This is a genomic window from Brakhagea baltica, assembly GCF_052161605.1.
In the GTDB taxonomy this organism is placed as follows: domain Bacteria; phylum Planctomycetota; class Planctomycetia; order Pirellulales; family Pirellulaceae; genus JBKCUI01.
The window spans coordinates 3889604-3906722 of record NZ_CP197409.1; the positions used below are offsets into that span (position 1 = coordinate 3889604).

Below are 17119 nucleotides of genomic sequence, written 5' to 3' on the forward strand. Positions count from 1 at the left end.
TGGGTAACGGTGTCTTCCTCTAGATACGTATAGAACTATATCTATGTTGTAGTAGTAGTACGAGGCGTAAAACTGTTAGTTCGGTTGCCTCAAACTGCGTTTAGTCAAGAAAAATCTTGGAAGAAACGGCTAGAAACCGCTGTGGATAACATGTTGTAGGATGAAAGAATCGCTGTCAAAAGTTGGTTGTGAACCAGCAGCTTTTGAACATCGAAGTTGAGGATGTTGGTAGCTAGCCAGCGAGAAAACAGGAAGGATCAAACAAGCAACATGTTATCCACAAAAATCGATGCCGTAGCCTTTGACATGGACGGGTTGTTGCTCAATACGGAGGATCTCTACAACGAAGTAGGAGAGATCCTTATGCAACGCAGAGGCAAGCCCTATCGAGATACCGTGAGGAAAAGAATGATAGGTTTGCCTGCACCGCAAGCTTTTGGAGTCTTGATCGAGGCGGAATCACTCACGGAAACTTGGCAGGAGTTGCACGAAGAGACACTTGTGATCTTCGAAGAGATTTTGCCGAGTAGGTTGAAGCTAATGAGAGGGGCGACAGAATTGTTGGATCTAGTAGATTCCTTAAAGTTGCCGAAATGCGTAGCAACGAGTTCTTCGCGAGGATTTGCGGAGCGAGCATTGGGACAGGTAGGAGTATTGGAGCGATTCGATTTCGTCTTGACGGCGGCGGATGTTCCGAGGGGGAAACCATATCCCGATATCTACCAGGAATCAGCCCGAAGAATGAGAGTAGCGGTGGCCACGATGTTGGTACTAGAGGACAGTCCCAACGGAACACGAGCCGGTGTCGCAGCAGGGGCCTATGTCGTTTCGGTACCGAACGAGCATACCGAGGGAGGGGACTTTAGCGGAGCCAAGTTCCTAGGCAAATCACTAGAAGATGAAAGGCTGACCACGCTTCTAACGCGATAAATTGGTTTAGCCTACCAAAGGCAGGCGATCCATGCTAAGGTTTGTGGAATTTTGGCCACCCCAAAAGGGTTCTCGGCAATTCGGACAAACTAGGCAGCAGGTAAATCTGGAAGTCGGGAGCGGAGTGGCTACAGCACCTCGTATTTCCCATATTTTTTAGGTTAAACCGTGCCGAAGCGGACTGATATCAAAAAGATTCTTCTTATCGGATCTGGCCCCATTGTGATTGGTCAGGCATGCGAGTTTGACTACTCAGGAACGCAGGCGTGCAAAGCTCTTCGTGAAGAAGGCTTTGAGGTTGTGCTGGTTAACAGCAATCCTGCCACCATTATGACCGACCCTGGGACGGCAGAACGGACTTACATCGAGCCATTGACGTGGGAGATCGTCGAAAAAGTCATAGAACGGGAGCGACCAGACGCGATTTTACCCACTCTAGGTGGGCAGACGGCGCTCAATATCGCCATGGAACTGGACCGAGAGGGGGTCTTGGAAAAATACAAGTGTGAAATGATAGGTGCGAATCCAGCCGTCATTCACAAGGCCGAGGCTCGCGACGCTTTCAAAGCCGCGATGGAAAAAATAGGCCAAGAAGTGTGCAAAGGGGTCATCGTCCACACGATGGACGAAGCTCGCAAGGCTCTACCCGAAGTCGGCCTGCCGTGCGTCGTGAGACCCAGTTTCACCATGGGGGGCAGCGGTTCAGCAATAGCTTACAACCGAGACGATTTCGAAGGCTTGGTTCAGAATGGCTTGTCGCTTTCCCCTATCTCTGAAGTCCTTATCGAAGAATCGATCATAGGGTGGAAAGAGTATGAGATGGAGGTGATGCGCGATGTCGACGATAACGTGGTCATCATCTGTTCGATCGAGAACTTCGATCCCATGGGAGTGCATACCGGCGACTCTATTACGGTCGCTCCAGCCCAAACGTTGACCGACAAAGAGTATCAACGTATGCGCGATGCGAGTCTTGCGATCATTCGCGAAATTGGAGTCGAGACCGGAGGGTCGAATATTCAGTTCGCGATCAATCCTGACACGGGACGCATGATTGTAATCGAGATGAACCCGCGAGTAAGCCGATCGAGTGCCTTGGCGAGCAAGGCGACTGGTTTTCCCATCGCGAAGATTGCAGCCAAGCTGGCAGTAGGGTTTAGACTCTGGGAATTGCAGAACGATATTACGCGTAAAACGCAGGCGTGCTTTGAGCCAACCATCGACTACGTGGTGACTAAGATTCCTCGCTTTGCGTTTGAAAAATTCCCGGAAGCGGACTCTACCCTAACGACTCAGATGAAGAGCGTTGGTGAGACCATGGCGATCGGTCGCACCTTTAAGGAGTCATTTCAGAAAGCACTCCGAGGACTCGAGGTTGGTGCGTTCGGATTCGGATCCGATAGCAAGGATCTTTGGTACACCGATGACAAACGTCCTGATGATGAAGAAATTGTCAGCAAGCTATCGCGCCCTAATGCAGAGCGTGTTTGGCATTTGCGGTATGCCATGTTGCATGGGATGAGCATTGATGAGATCTTTGAGATTACCAAGATCGATCGATGGTTCCTGGACCAATTGTCTGAGATCGTGGAGATGGAGAATCATCTTCGATCGCTGGGTAGTTTAGCAGCAGTCGACAAGGCGACTTTGCGCGAAGCCAAGCAGATGGGCTTTTCCGATCGACAGCTTGCTACGATGCTCGGAAGTGATGACTTAGAAGTTCGACAATGGCGAAAATCGCTGGGTGTAGTCGCAACCTTTAAAGCGGTTGATACGTGCGCGGCAGAGTTCGAAGCGTACACGCCCTATTACTACAGCACCTATGAATCCGAGTGCGAGGCTCCACCGAAAGGGAACAAGAAGCGAATTATGATTTTGGGCGGTGGACCCAACCGCATCGGACAAGGGATTGAGTTCGATTATTGCTGCTGTCACGCGAGCTACGCCATGAGAGAGCTCGGCATTGAGTCCATCATGGTGAATAGCAATCCTGAGACAGTCAGCACCGATTACGATACCAGTGATCTATTGTTTTTTGAGCCATTAACGACCGAGGACGTGCTGAACATATTCGAAGCGGTTCAGCCCGACGGGGTTATCGTTCAGTTTGGTGGACAGACACCACTTAATTTAGCGCGAGCGTTGTCCGACGCTGGTGTGCCGATCGTTGGTACCAGTGTAGAAACCATCGAGGATGCTGAGGATCGAGAGAAGTTTCAAAAGCTACTCCATGAGCTGCACCTCAAACAACCAGCCAACGGAATAGTAAGAACGATGGCGCAAGCGCGTTCCGAAGTGCAAAAGATTGGCTTTCCTTGTTTGGTGCGACCAAGCTTTGTTCTCGGTGGTCGGGCTATGGAGATTTGTTATGACAACGCGCAGTTTGAACGATTCGTGGCGGAAGCCTTCGTAGTAGCCCAGGGGCAGCCTGTATTGATAGATCGATTCTTAGAGGATGCGACCGAGGTTGATGTCGACGCGGTTTCCGACGGAACGGATGTCATCATCATGGGAATCATGGAGCACATTGAGGAAGCTGGTGTTCACTCCGGTGATTCGGCTTGTGTGATTCCACCGTTCCAATTGGGAAAGAGCGTACTAGATGAGATTCGGGCTGCTACGGTAGCGATGGCAAAGCGACTCAATGTCGTTGGTTTGATGAATGTCCAGTTCGCCATCAAAGAAGAGAACGGCATCTCGGTGGTGTACGTGCTCGAGGTCAACCCTCGGGCCAGCCGTACCGTTCCGTTCGTTGCTAAAGCCACAGGGACTCCTGTAGCCAAGATAGCAGCCAAGGTCATGGTTGGTGAGAAGCTTCGAGATCTTGGAATTCTTTCCGAGCCTATACCAAAAAGTGTGTCCGTAAAGGAAGCGGTGTTCCCGTTCCGAAAGTTTGCTGGGGTGGACATTGTTCTAGGTCCAGAAATGCGTAGTACAGGCGAAGTGATGGGTGTTAGTGACGACTTTGCCATTGCGTTTAACAAGAGCCAAATAGCTGCCGGTGTCGTGTTACCAACATCGGGCAACGTATTCCTAAGCCTTTCATCGCGTCATCGAAAAGGTGTCGTCGAGATGGCGAAGCAATTGCATGAGATGGGTTACAAATTGTTGGGAACGGCGGGCACCAGTGCTGAAGTTCAACGCGGAGGTATTCCGATCACTCCGATCAAGAAGCTAGCCGAAGGAAATCCGAACTTGATCGATTACCTCAAGAACGGCGAAGTATCGTTGATCATCAACACCCCCAATGGCAAGGGAGCCAGAACCGATGAAGGGCGGATTCGAGCTGCTGCGGTGCAGTTCGGTGTTCCGTGTATTACAACAGTCTCCGCAGCGAGTATCGCTATTGCAGCGATCTCGTCAGCTCGAGACAAGTCGATGGAGGTGCTCTCGCTCCAAGAAAGATTTGCGGACTAGACATGCGACTGCATTGGGTAGCAAATGCTTCAGTTAGCGCACTTCATGCGGGTGAGATGTGCGCTAAGCTTCCCACGCAGGTAGTCGATCCTGGGGTGTTGGAATCGCTCGGTCGTTTCGCTAGTAGCATCGATCAATTGATTGGGCCCAAGCTACCTGATACACGGATGTTCTGGTATCGACTCATCGCAACCGCAGCCGACATAGGTCCCAATTATGAGCTAGCTCAAACCGCGTTGCTTAAGTGTGGTGTGTTCGAAGCCAGCTCGGTGATGAACACATTGGCAGGACACATCACAGATATTGAGGCTGCCTTTAATCAGATGTTCCCGAAGCATGACGAGCAAGTCGGATTGCGAATGAGACCGTTGCAGGAGCAATGGCTAGGTTATGGACAAGGTTTAATGGCTCATTTGGGGCGCATGACGGACAAGTCTTTATTGCCGGATGAGGTAAGAGTGATACCCATGCAACCGATCATCGGAGGGTACGGATGGTCTCACATCGAGAATAATTTGGTTCGCATCGAAGCTATGCTTACCAATCCCATGGTAGAAATCCCGGAGGTTGTACGGTTGGGTTGGTTGGTATCACAAGTTCAGTTGGAGTTACCGCGATTTAGCGAATTGCTTGGCACATCATTACTGCATTCCGTAGGTCCCTTTGCGATGTTGCCACCGATATTGGCAGCAGCTCAAGTGCTGGAAATCAGCGCATGTTCTGAGGATAACGTAGCGTTGGCGATTGAAAATTGGCACATTCCGGTGCCTCAGGGGTGGGACCTACATGAACGACTGGTCCCTACGTTACTTGATTGGTGGGAGACTTATTTGACAACCCGGCCGGAATGGCACATTGCAATGCAGGCATTGGGAAAGATGCTTGCGTCCAATTGACCCATCAACAGGGAAATCGGTATATTTTCGCAATGGAGATGTCAGCAAAGGACATCATTGAGTAATCCTTTTTGTTTCGTTTCGTTAAGTTGACTGGTAAAAGATTTTGACCGATCGTCCCCGCGTACTTCATGGTTCAGGAGAATGGGAAGAACCGAGTGGGCCGAGAGGTTCGCTAGCGGCAGATCCTCCATTGTATCCGACTCCGGAGTTGCTCGAGGAACTAAAGCAGACCAGCGATCGGTTAGAGAAAGCGAAACCGGAAGAGATTTTGACGTGGGCCATAGATAGATTTGGTGACAAGTTCACTATGGCGACTGCGTTTGGTCCTGAGGGGATGGTTATTTTGGAGATGCTTTCCCGAATCTCCCCCTCGACTTACGTTTTTAACTTGGATACGGGATACCAGTTTCAGGAGACTCTCGAACTGCGAGAGAAAGTACTTGAGCGTTACGGGATCGCAGTAGATCTGTTGAAACCAGAGCATACGGTAGAGGAGTATGAACGAATCCACGGTGGGCCTCTTTATATTTCGAATCCCAATCAATGCTGTTTTGATCGCAAACTAAAAGTGTTGAGTCGCGCCGCATTAGGGCGGCATGCGTGGGCGAGTGCGATACGTCGCGATCAAAGCCCCGATCGTGCTCGAGCTCCCATTGTGGGTTGGGATCGCAAGTTCCATTTAGTCAAGATTAGCCCTCTTGCGAATTGGACTAAGAAGCTTGTGTGGAATCGTATCTTTGATCGAGGCATTCCGTACAACCCTCTTCACGATCAAGATTATCAGAGCATCGGTTGCTGGCCGTGCACGCGAGCAACCGTTGCGGGAGAGGATGACCGAGCGGGTCGCTGGAGTGGAACGGAAAAGAAAGAATGCGGTTTGCACACGGACGATGAACCACCACAGGCACCATTAACCACCAATTTATAAGCCGATCTTCGGTTTGGATGGCGGCGGTGGTGGCGGCTTAGGAGTTGGATTGGGCGCAGGCGGTGGTGGTGGCGGCGCAGGAGTTGGATTGGGCGCAGGTGGTGGTGGCGGAGGAGGAGTAGGTTCGGGACTTGGGGCCGGCGTCGGAGAGGGCGTAGGTTCTGGTGACGGGGGAGGTTCGGGTGTAGGGTTAGGTGTTGGTTCAGGGGCAGGTGGGATTTGTTCCACGACTTTGATTTGATGGATGGGGCCTCGTTCGGTGAGTAGTTTGGTTTCGGATTGAATAGACAAATTTTGCGCAAAGCGGCCTGCTAACCATAGGTTGCCAGCCGCAGGTAGGACGACCTTTACCGAAACCTCGGTCGTCTCCTCGAGGATGGGAGAAGGACTGACGGTTATGGTCGCGCCTTTCGCACCGAGTAAGCCCAACATCTTTGACGCTACCTGTTCAGCCTCGTTGGTATTGGCACCTGGCACGATAACATGCCGAGCAGCTTCGTAGGAGGCGTTTTCGACAACATGTCGCAGTAGGTTGAGTCGAGCAAACTCGATTCCAGCCATGACAAACAGCATGATGATAGGAAGTACCATCGCAAATTCGACGGTATGGGCACCGAGTCGATTTGCAAGAACTCTGTTCGAATGTCGGGTCATTATGGTCCTGCAGAGATGAAATCGTTTTATGGTTAAAGTTATCTAGAAATAAGGATTGGTAGCTGTCTTGCAATATCGCGAAAGATTGTGGCTAAGCTGGCCCCTGATGCGGCATGGTAGTGTTTTCCTCTACCGACCTTAGCAACCTCTCTCATGGTGTTTTGGTCAGCCTCTTGAGCAAAGGTTATCGAGAAAATCATGATCTCATCATCGCTTGCTTTTTCTGCCGCGAAAACAGGGTTACTTCCAACCGTATCAATCCCATCTGTCAAAACGATCATAACCTTGGCTGCAAAAGGGCGAGCCATATGAGATTCCAAAGCCATTCTTCCACCGTGAATTCCTCCACCAATACTGGTCTCGCCAGAGGTATAGTAGGCCGAATAGGAATCTAGGGCTTTGCGAATTTCGGAGTATTGATTTGTTAGGGGAACATCGAGCTTTGCCTTTGCATTGTATGTCGTTAGGGATACCAGCTCTTGCATCGGTGAAGCTTCGAGTTCTGCTATAAATACATCGACCGCGCGGACGGCATCCCGCCATCGGCTGGGAGTGGGAGCGGGGCCATCAAAGAACCATCCCTCGGGAGCAGCAGCAGGCAATGGTGGATACACCGCAGGTTCGTTGTCCGCATAAGCCATGGAGCCGGATCGATCGATGACCAGCGCCACATCGACTTCAATTTGATTAGATCGTGATGTCTGTTGCGATTGAACGACTCCCGTGAAGGGGTTGGGAATCAGCATTGGTAGAGGACCGTTCGGTGAATCGACCGTTCTTCTCGCGGTAACTTCGACAGCATTGGGACGTATTCCACCGGATTGGAAGCTATATCGGTGCTGGAGAGAGTTGCGAGATGATGATCCAAAAGAAAAATCGTTGTTAGTCAATTCAAGTGGTTTGCCAGCGACAGGGTTTCGGTTCGCAGCCTCTCGACCCTTTGCTTTTGCGAGCTCTTGGTCGTTCGTGATCATGAACTCTCGACCAGCGGCTCGGGAAGCGGCATCGGACGCGATGTACATTTGGGTTCGGCTGAGCTGTATGTAGGCAAAGTTGATCGCGAATGCCGAAAGTATTACCAAGACGGGGAGCATGACCGCCAACAACGGAACCACGGCCCCGCGTCGAGCCACAGGTTTTCGCCTAAAAAGTCGCCTAGTTTGGTGATATTTCCTTGGGGTGGAAATCATGGATGACATCAATCAAACTCCTTCATCATTTCAACGGTTCCCTTGAGGGATCGTCCGCCATAGAACTGAAGAGGCAGGACGGAGTTTTGCGAGCATGGGGCGGTCACTTCGACTCGAATGAACGAGCCATAGGGGGCCTTTTCTATATCTGAAGGGGAGACCTTGATGGTAGCATTTTTGATTCTCCTGAGGTTCAGCAGATGGGTGGCCGCATTTCGAACGTCGGATTCTTTGGATTCCGGTACGATGGAGACGCGAGCACCCTCGTAAGCGGCAATCAGCAAGGACTGCCTGAGGAATATCATGGTGCAGGTCTCGATCGTTCCTAGAAGAATCAGGACCAAGACAGGTAATACCACGGCGAATTCGACCATAGCAGCCCCCGATCTGTATCGATTGTGAGACAAACAAATTGCTGGACCGAGCTTCATGGCGAAAGTTGTCGTGGGAAAATTGGTATAGACTTCTGGAATGAGGAAAGCATCGTGTTGCACGGGCGTCTCCAGAGAAGCGTAGGTCTGCATCTAGTTCGAAGCGTATCAATGGAAAGTCAGATCTCACAAAACTTGGCTAAGTGCCTTCGAACAATTCGACTAATCGCTACAATCCAATCATGAGCTTTCTGCTATAGGCGTCCAATGTCCGAGGACTGGCAGAGTTCTAAGTTTATAAGAACTAGTTAGTACGAGCGGCGGGTTGTCGGGACAAGCGAGGTAAAGTATGTATAGATTGGGTACAGCGACCATTTTAGAGATTCGCGGCAAAGACCGTTGCAAAGTTCTCAATAATGTAGCGACACAAGACTTGAGAAGTTTCGGAACAGGTCAATCCTTTGAGACTTTCATCACGGAGACTAAAGGCCGGAGCCTAGGGCATGGCATGGCAATTGGCTTGTCAGACAGTCTCTGGTTCGTGACGGTACCTGATCAAGGGACGCGACTATTCTCGCACATGGATCGGTTCATCATTATGGAGGATGCTGCCGTCAAGGATCTGAGTGAGTCGTATGTCGTATGGCTGGCGACCGGCCCATCAGATTTCCCGTCGGTGTTGGGTGTTCCTCCAGCCAAGAATCAGTCGGTTGAGTACCAGCGAGAGGAACAGGCCGTCGTGGCTTGTTGGGCACCTTGGATTGCCGAGGATTCCATTCTTCTATTTGTTCCGAACACGATCGAAGCAAGCCTGGCAGCCCAATGCAAAGACTCGCTAGTCGATAGCAATTTGTCGGAGCGCGCCGCGTGGGAAGCCCTTCGCATCGCTCAATTCTGGCCATGGTATGGTCGCGACTTTGACGACAAGAATTTGCCGCAGGAGGTGGACAGAAACGATCAAGCTATTTCCTTCAATAAAGGATGCTACCTAGGCCAAGAGACGATCGCTCGACTGGACGCACTGGGGCAGGTTCAGAAGAAGCTTGTTAGAGTGCGGCTTTTTGCGGACCAAGTACCAAGTCTCGACGATAGTAGATTGCTTGCATTGGACAATGCAGAGCTGGAGATCGGGCAGTTGAAGTCAGTTGCAAAGGATGAACGTGGTAAGGTTGTTGGAATTGCCATGGTCAAGAGAAGCCATTTCACACCCGGTTCTAAGTTGCAACTCGGATCTGATCGAATTCCCGCTGAGGTGGAGGGGTAAGCGCGAGCGGCCAATGAAAATCACCGAAAGAATTCCGGTTCGGTAGCCTACTTCTAGAACCAAGGAGCCAATTGAACTTCTTGAACTAGACGCGCGAATAAGAAGTGATTCCTATTCGACTATTGCTCGAACCTGGCCCAAAAACTCACCCGAGCTGCGCAATCGAATGTTCACATCGCCTGTTGGCAAATCCTCTGGGAGCTTTACTGAAAATTTCATGTACTTTCCGTCTTTACCAGCCTTGGAGTCCGAGAATGTCGTGCTCTGAACGATGACACCATTTCGCTCGAAGTGGACTACTCCTATGCCTAACTTTTCCTTGAACCGTGAGTCTTGCCGAGTTATTAAAATGGAGAATTTTAGCTCGACGCCACGCTTGAGGGAAACGATCTCCCCTGATTCAAAACCAATTCCGTTCAGAATGACTTTTCCTAAATCGGGAATGTCTTGAGGTGTCGCGGGCTTCTCTCTCTTGCATCCAGTCTGGAGAACGGTCAAACAAAAAACCATCAAGCTTGGCAATAAGATTGAAGCGAATTTCGAATGAGGCACTGTACTCTCCAGAAATGAATTACTCAATTGACCACGGGCTAGTGAATCAGTTTTACTAGTGTAGTAGCCACTATTACTCCATCAACTTTTAGCTCAATGGTTCCTAGTATGTGTGGGTTATTTTGAGGAATCGGCCAGCCACCCTGCGGTTCAGGAATCGTATTTGACCAGTGTGTAGGTGTCCCATGCCCTCCCACGCTACTCATTATGACAGCTGTACCATTTCTTATCCGCAAAACGTAGTCACCCTCATGACAAATTTCAAAGTATAGAAAACAAACCACAAAACAACTTCATCGAGTACCGATGCCTTTCCAAACGTCGAGCTCAACCGAGTTTGATTCAAACATGACATGCCCGTCTGCGAAAAGGATATTTACACCACCTGAATGCATACTGACGGGTGTAAAGAGAGACGTTTGCAGGCGATCATCATGGCTGCAAGAACGTTCGTTCGGCCTTAATATATGATAGTAACTCGCAACTCCTAACCCTACCCAGGAATATCCGTTGTCGAGATGGGACGGCGTGAACGTTGTAAGTTCGATGCAATGATCGACGATTCCTCGTCTGTCTTCTCCGAGACGCATCTGGCGAGGCAACTCCCAAATGGTCCCAGCCCGGCGAGTTTCGGTAAGGGGACACGTTTCCGACATGATCGCCGTATTGGACGAACCTCTCGACCAACTCGACGATTTCGGATACTGACTCAACCTATTGATTTCTTCATCCATCCAAGGCCCGTTTCTCTTCGGGCCGAGTGTCGTGCCTCTGTTGAAAACATAATCCGTACGTGCCCTTTCCTGTGCCTCTGTGGCGGGACAACGGTACAAATCAATCTTCAAATGCATCAAATGGTTATTATCCTCAATAAATTGCAAACCAAAATCGATAGTAGAGTACACATCATTTTTTTCGACGAAAGGCAAAATAGCTACGAGAGGACCGCTTGAATTGGTCAACACCAATTTCGGAAAGCTGCGATGTGCCTGATTGTAGTTTTGAAGCCCGATTCCAATTTGTCGCAAACGATCACTGCACGCGAGCCTACGAAACGATTCACGCACCTGAGACAAGCCCATTAAGAGCAGCGAAAGCAGTATAATGATAACAGCAATGGATACTATAAGCTCCAGCAGAGTAAAAGCTCTTCTGCCGTGAACAGTCCCTCGTACATTTCGGACATGCATCTTTCCACCGAGAATCTGAAGAATTGGAGCGAGTGAGTTTTGTGCTGCTGAGAGAGGGGTGAGCACGAACTTTAGAGCCGACGTCCGAAGTATATGGGAAGCGCTGGTAAGGGTCAAGAAAAAAGAGATTGGGATTTAGCCCGGAGATTTCGCCGTTGCTTGGGCAAATCGAGAGAAATTCAGTACCAACGAAACTTTGTCGATAATCGAACAGAGGTTCGGTAGCGGTTAGAATTCCGGCACATTCTCGATAGTATCAATTGGCCCGAACTCAATCGGCATGTATTTCTTCTGTAAGCAGGCCGTTCCAGCACCTTGGGGTCGAAATCCACCTGCCGATCGCCTGAGATCGCAGTCAGTCAGTTAGTTGGTACCATTGGGCTTGTTCGTTTTTTCACAATTCCATCTGGTGTAGGGAGAAAGAATCTGATAGGTACGGGATCGAGGAGTCTAGTAGATCGCTGACTTTTCAGTGAGTCGCGTGAATTAGAGGCAGAGTACACCAGAGGTGACCGTTTCGTTTTTAGTCGTTAACAACATAGTAACTGTATGATTCGCATGGATGCGAGAGTCTTGATAACCTCGATATGCCTTTTTTTGGCAACGAAGGCTACCGAGTCGTATGGACAGGATCGTTGGTTCCCGTTCAGCGATCTGCCTTTCGGCAGAGCAACGAGGTTTCCCACGAACTGGCCTGAGCAGTTCGGTGCGGAGGAGTTATACGACGGAGACGATTCGCCCCGCATTCCCGAGCCGATGGTATTTGATTTGGTCAGACCACTCGGCGCCAAGCGAGGAGAGGCAGAGGTAAATACCTTAGCTATTATTCCGCTGAATCGTCGGACTGGTGTCGCAGAATGGGCTCCCGAGGTGGAGTTTGCTATAGCCGACGGGATTGCCGTCGAGTTCGAATTGCCTTTTGACGAATGGACGCTCCAAACCTACAAAATGGCGGGGCAGGTGACCTTTGGGAAGGCGTTCAATGACTCTTTTATCCATGGTGCCCAAAGCATCGTTGAATACAGAAAGGGAGATCAAAAGTGGGAAACGGCACTACTGTATCTTGCGGGAGTCCAATTCGATGATACTTGGTCGATGCTCAGCATGATTGGTATTCGAACGGTGATAGGCGGGGATGATCGCAGTGAACGAACAGAGCGGTTGTTCAATCTGTCGTTGTTTAAACACGTAGGTGATTACACTACTCTGGGTGTTGAAACCAACAGTGCTGTTGATTTGGCTGGAACGTCCGAGTATCGATTGATTCCTCAAATTCACCACGAGTTACGAGATCACATCATGCTACAATTCGGAGCAGGATATTTACTTAAAAGGAAAGAGACAGTACCAGAATTTGCGTTCCGCTTGATCTACAGCTTCTGAGTGGTATTCTTTCGCGTGGGAATTGCAAAGTATTTTCCTTTGGAATAGGCTTCATGGAACTATTCCTTGGGAGAACGGTCTGAATGTATACATTGGAAATAGCCGTCATGATTGTGATGATTGGCTTTAATAGCGTCTTTGCCGCCTACGAAATCTCACTTGCGTCCATTGGTATTGGACGCCTACATGCACTTCGGGCGGGAAAAAAACGTGGAGCGGATGCCGCGGTCCGCATGAAAGAAAATATCGAAGGCAGTTTGGCTGTCGTGCAGCTTGGCATAACGCTGGTAGGGGTCATCGCGGCTGCAACTGGTGGAGCTGGCGCCGAAGAGTCTTTTGAGCCTATGCTTATCGGGTGGGGAGTTCCTGAGAGTTTCGCGCAGTGGATTGCTATCCTGATTGTCGTGCTTCCTCTAACGATCGTCACGATTGTCTTGGGGGAATTGGTACCCAAGGTATTTGCACTCCGAAACAAAGAGTGGGTCTGCTTGATTCTTTCGCCCCTTATGGAGTGGTTCGCCTTAAGTGTCAAACCTGCGGTTTGGATTTTAGAGAGTACCGTTACATGGATCATGAGATTGGCATTTGGAAGCGAAGATGACCAATCCGATAAGTCTGCCATGGAGGAGCTACATAGCGCAGCATCTTTCGCCCGTATATCGCGACTCATCGGTCAGCGAGAGCAAGGCATCATCGTAAGTGCGTCAAGACTATCAACCACACCGGTGGAGAAGATTGCGCTGCCAACTGCGCACATCGATATGTTGGTTGCTGATCAAAGCCTATCAGACGCATTACTCACAGCGCATCTTCAAATGCACACTCGGTACCCTGTAACTGAGGAGGTTGGTAATGCTCAGAAGATCGTTGGCTACGTCAATTTCAAAGATATCGTGTCCAATATGCGATTTTCCTCTCCTACCAATTCCCTCAGTAAACTGATTCGCTCTATTGATTCGTTTGAATCGAATACGCCAGTATCGGATTGCTTAGAGCGATTGATTCGAGATCGAAATCATATCGCACTAGTAAAGGATCGATCTGGTGTGGTGCTTGGAATGGTGACACTCGAGGACATCATTGAGGAGTTAGTGGGAGAGATTCATGATGAATTCGATCGAATACCATCACACTTGAACAGAGTAAGGAATGGTTGGATCGCAGGCGGTTTTGTATCGCTAAATCAATTGCGTGATATCGCGGGAATTGAGCTCGAGCCGATTGGTGATAAGCCTCTGTATACACTGAATGACTGGGTAGTAGAATTTCTGGGCAGACCACCTCATGGTGGCGAACTCGTACGGTCAGAAAAATATGACATCGTAGTCCGAAAGACCCGAAACGTTATGGTTCAAGAAGCCCAGTTGTCCGTTAGGTCTTCAGAAGTGTGATCGTCGCTCTTGAGATATGCCTTTATCCGAACTTTGTATATCCATAAGGTGAGTGCACTTGGGTATAGCGATTGCATTGGATCGAAGATTCACGTAACCTTTATATTAAACGATCCGCGAAAACTCTATTACAACGCCCGGAATCAGGAAGACATAACCATGACGATCAGCCTCGCGAGAGCAAAAGAGATTTGCACCAAGTCGGAACTCGAATTGGTCCGCAGTAGCAGCACTAGAAACATCGGAGCTCTGGATGAAAAGGAGCTCAAGGCCGCGATTCGACGAGTTCGTACTCTTCGGGATAAGTGGAGAGATAAATCTCATGCCCAAGAACGCACCACCAAAGCGATGTCCCCCCAAGAAATCGGCGAGGCGAATGCCCGTAGCGCCGAAAAATCCACTTTGTTCAACGAAGCCCTAGGCCGATTCGAGTCGAGGCTTGCCAAACTCGGCGGCCAGTCCGAAAAGGCAACTCCACGAGCAACGAAGAAAGTTGCTCCCAAGGTAGATCATCGTGCTGACCGAGCAACGGTTCGATCGGGCCTAAACGCCAAGATGGACAAATTGAATGCAACGGGTCCAAAGAAGACCTCTACCAAGAAAACAGCAACCAAAAACGTCGCCGCTGAAGGTAAAGCAACCCCGACTAAACAAAAGCCAAAAGCCGTTAAGAAGGCCGATGCTAAGAAGCAAGCTCTAGTTGCCAGACGTAAGGCAAGGATGATCAAAGCGGATACTAACGCCGTGAAGCCAGTGGCGGAACAAGCTAGTCCCAAGTCGACCAAGCGTCCGGCTACGAAGTCCCCGAGGAACTTAGCAGCTAAAACTAGTGCGAAAGCGAGTGCAGTGGTGCGCGGGGGCACGACGCGAGTTCAAGGGCACATCTCGGCTCAGGGGCGTCGCAACCAAGCTAGACGAAACGCCAAATAGCTTTGATTTGGCTGGCGGGCGTGCTGCTTATCTACTGCGAATGATAAGCGGCACGACGCTCGTAGATTCTGCACTAGGAGCGGCTCATCGTATGTCTGTCGTAGGTTTTCATAACAAGCCAGCTCCGGTGCAGCGAGTAGTTCGCAAAGTATTTGCCTTTGAATACGTCGTGACAGGCTTTGCAGTTGGCGGCTTCTTTTAGTTCGTCGGTAGCTCCCTCGCGGCCAGCAACAACTTTTGCTGCTGCCAGAAGTGCTTTTTTGTAGTGGCCGAGGCAACGAGGCCCGATCGCATGGCACCAATATGACGAATCTCAGTAACTCATGCGAGCAGGCGGTCTCCAGGGCAAATGGCCTCGTTGCCTCGTCCACTACAAAAGGTGCTTCAGTATTTTGGACGGGTGAAAAGGATAGGAAGGTTTTCTACGACCCGCTCGTACCTAAGACGTCTTTCCCAATCCATGGCTGCAGAGCCGTTGGGACTCGGATCGTTCCGTCGGCTTGCTGATGATTCTCCATGATGGCTATAATGGCTCGACTGATGGCAATGGCGGTTCCGTTCAGGGTATGAACAAAATGGGTCCCCTTCTCGTTTTTGTTCTTGTAACGGATATTGAGCCTGCGAGCTTGGTAGTCGGTGCAGTTCGACGTACTGGTGACTTCGCCCCATTCTCCGTCGGTTCCTCGGCCAGGCATCCAGGCCTCTAGGTCGTATTTCCGGTATGCAGGGCCACCTAAATCTCCGGTCGCTGTATCGACGACTCGATAGGGGATTTCCATGGCATCAAATATGTCGCATTCGAGCTGCCTAAGCTCTTCGTGGATGGCATCACTCTGATCGGGCTGGGTAAAGGCGAACATCTCGATCTTGGTAAATTGATGGACTCGGTACAGCCCCTTCGATGCTCGTCCGGCCGCCCCGGCCTCGGTGCGGAAACAATGGCTGATTCCCACCAGTTTGAGAGGCAGCTCTTCGGCATCAATCACCAGCCCCGAGTACATACCCCCCAACGTGATCTCCGCCGTAGCGACTAGATTTAAGTCGGTATTCTCGATGCTGTAGATTTGAGTCTCGGGTCCTCGGGGGATGAAACCGATCCCGTGGAGTGTATGAGTGTTAGCCACGTCGGGGGTGGAAACAGGGATGAAGCCGTTTTTGACCAGCAACTGAACTGCGAATTGTTGCAGTGCGAGTTCCAGCAATACCGCGTCATTCTTCAGGAAGTAAAAGCCGGCACCGGCGACACGCGCACCAGCTTCGAAGTCGATCATGTGGTGTTTTCGGCCCAGCTCCAAGTGATCGAGCGGTTTGAAATCAAACTTGGGAATCGGCGTCTTGCCTCGAGCGATCTCCAAGTTCGCCTGATCGTCGTTGCCGATCGGGGCGGCGGGGTTGGTCATGTTAGGGATGTGGGCGAGGATATCCAGTACGACCTTATCTAGCTCGTCGTGGGATTTCTGAGCCGATTCCTTTTGTTCCCGGAGCGTTTTTCCCAGCTCTTTGAGTTTTTCCCGTTCTTCGGGGGTAGCCCCCTTCATTTTGCTGTTCAGATCGTTGGCTTGCCGATTAAACTCCTCGGCTTCTGCCAGGCAGGCACGACGCTTGGTTTCGGCCTCCATGAATCGGTCCAGGCTGTCGGCAGGGATGCCGCGATTGATGCAGTTTTGACGGACAGCTTCGAGATTTTCGAGGACAAATTTTCGGTCGAGCATCGATTCAGGGTCTGGTTAAGGTGGATAGGGAGATCACGCTAAACCCGAAGTGTATCGAATTGTTAAGATCGTTCCAGATTAACTCGAAGCCGAATTGGTGCTGCCTCAACTGATTTTACGGCAAAAGGAGCAAAAACAGTCATTTGTACACGCTAGGACTGATTTACTAGTAATCCAACTGACCGCTAGCCATCCGTCTTCAAGCCGAACCCGATCGATCATGTTCTCGGATCTTTAGCCAAGAAGTTTCCACATCGTCTAGCAATGTAGATCTGAAAAAACCTGAAGAGTTGTCGTAGGTGCTATTA

15 protein-coding genes are annotated in these 17119 nt (G+C 50.2%); 9 read left to right on the forward strand and 6 right to left on the reverse strand.

Going from position 1 to position 17119, the window contains the following annotated elements; genetic code table 11:
• Positions 1-270: 270 nt before the first annotated feature.
• The 4 genes from SH449x_RS14915 to SH449x_RS14930 all read left to right on the forward strand — a co-directional run bounded on the left by SH449x_RS14915 (position 271) and on the right by SH449x_RS14930 (position 6174).
• Positions 271-930: an HAD family hydrolase gene (locus tag SH449x_RS14915; protein ID WP_482376868.1), complete on the forward strand. Its 660-nt coding sequence runs from the start codon at positions 271-273 to the stop codon at positions 928-930.
• Between the two features lie 168 nt (positions 931-1098).
• Entirely contained in the window at positions 1099-4347 is a 3249-nt protein-coding gene (gene carB / locus SH449x_RS14920; protein WP_482376869.1) for a carbamoyl-phosphate synthase large subunit, read from the forward strand.
• 2 nt (positions 4348-4349) lie between these two features.
• Positions 4350-5243, forward strand: coding sequence for a hypothetical protein (locus tag SH449x_RS14925; protein ID WP_482376870.1), 894 nt, complete (start codon positions 4350-4352; stop codon positions 5241-5243).
• 106 nt (positions 5244-5349) lie between these two features.
• A complete protein-coding gene (locus SH449x_RS14930) occupies positions 5350-6174 on the forward strand; it encodes a phosphoadenylyl-sulfate reductase (protein WP_482376871.1) in 825 nt (274 codons plus the stop codon).
• Here the strand turns inward: SH449x_RS14930 and SH449x_RS14935 are convergent.
• From SH449x_RS14935 to SH449x_RS14945, 3 genes are all read right to left on the reverse strand, one after another.
• Positions 6169-6828 carry a TadE/TadG family type IV pilus assembly protein gene (locus SH449x_RS14935; protein WP_482376872.1) on the reverse strand — a complete coding sequence of 220 codons (660 nt, stop codon included), beginning with the start codon at positions 6826-6828 and terminating at the stop codon, positions 6169-6171. The two genes, SH449x_RS14930 and SH449x_RS14935, sit on opposite strands and share 6 nt — an antisense overlap.
• Positions 6829-6866: 38 nt before the next feature.
• Positions 6867-7961, reverse strand: coding sequence for a vWA domain-containing protein (locus tag SH449x_RS14940; RefSeq protein WP_482376873.1), 1095 nt, complete (start codon positions 7959-7961; stop codon positions 6867-6869).
• Positions 7962-8026: 65 nt separating this feature from the next.
• Entirely contained in the window at positions 8027-8542 is a 516-nt protein-coding gene (locus SH449x_RS14945) for a TadE family protein (RefSeq protein WP_482376874.1), read from the reverse strand.
• 196 nt (positions 8543-8738) lie between these two features.
• Between SH449x_RS14945 and ygfZ the strand changes: the two genes are divergently transcribed.
• Positions 8739-9653, forward strand: a complete 915-nt coding sequence (ygfZ, locus tag SH449x_RS14950) for a CAF17-like 4Fe-4S cluster assembly/insertion protein YgfZ (RefSeq protein ID WP_482376875.1) — start codon at positions 8739-8741, stop codon at positions 9651-9653.
• A 111-nt stretch (positions 9654-9764) separates the two neighbouring features.
• Here ygfZ and SH449x_RS14955 read toward each other — a convergent pair whose 3' ends face one another.
• Together SH449x_RS14955 and SH449x_RS14960 are read right to left on the reverse strand one after the other, a co-directional pair.
• Positions 9765-10205: a hypothetical protein gene (locus tag SH449x_RS14955; protein WP_482376876.1), complete on the reverse strand. Its 441-nt coding sequence runs from the start codon at positions 10203-10205 to the stop codon at positions 9765-9767.
• 293 nt (positions 10206-10498) lie between these two features.
• Positions 10499-11395, reverse strand: coding sequence for a DUF1559 family PulG-like putative transporter (locus SH449x_RS14960; protein ID WP_482376877.1), 897 nt, complete (start codon positions 11393-11395; stop codon positions 10499-10501).
• Positions 11396-11944: 549 nt separating this feature from the next.
• Between SH449x_RS14960 and SH449x_RS14965 the strand changes: the two genes are divergently transcribed.
• From SH449x_RS14965 to SH449x_RS14980, 4 genes are all read left to right on the forward strand, one after another.
• A complete protein-coding gene (locus SH449x_RS14965; protein ID WP_482376878.1) occupies positions 11945-12778 on the forward strand; it encodes a hypothetical protein in 834 nt (277 codons plus the stop codon).
• Positions 12779-12861: 83 nt separating this feature from the next.
• Complete coding sequence (locus tag SH449x_RS14970; RefSeq protein ID WP_482376879.1) at positions 12862-14169, forward strand: hemolysin family protein; 1308 nt, start codon at positions 12862-12864, stop codon at positions 14167-14169.
• 159 nt (positions 14170-14328) lie between these two features.
• The gene (locus tag SH449x_RS14975; protein WP_482376880.1) at positions 14329-15099 is read left to right on the forward strand and encodes a hypothetical protein; all 771 of its coding nucleotides are present in this window, start codon (positions 14329-14331) and stop codon (positions 15097-15099) included.
• 40 nt (positions 15100-15139) lie between these two features.
• Entirely contained in the window at positions 15140-15301 is a 162-nt protein-coding gene (locus tag SH449x_RS14980; protein ID WP_482376881.1) for a hypothetical protein, read from the forward strand.
• A gap of 220 nt (positions 15302-15521) precedes the next feature.
• Here the strand turns inward: SH449x_RS14980 and serS are convergent, their stop codons facing one another.
• Entirely contained in the window at positions 15522-16811 is a 1290-nt protein-coding gene (gene serS, locus SH449x_RS14985; RefSeq protein ID WP_482376882.1) for a serine--tRNA ligase, read from the reverse strand.
• Between the last annotated feature and the right edge of the window lie 308 nt (positions 16812-17119).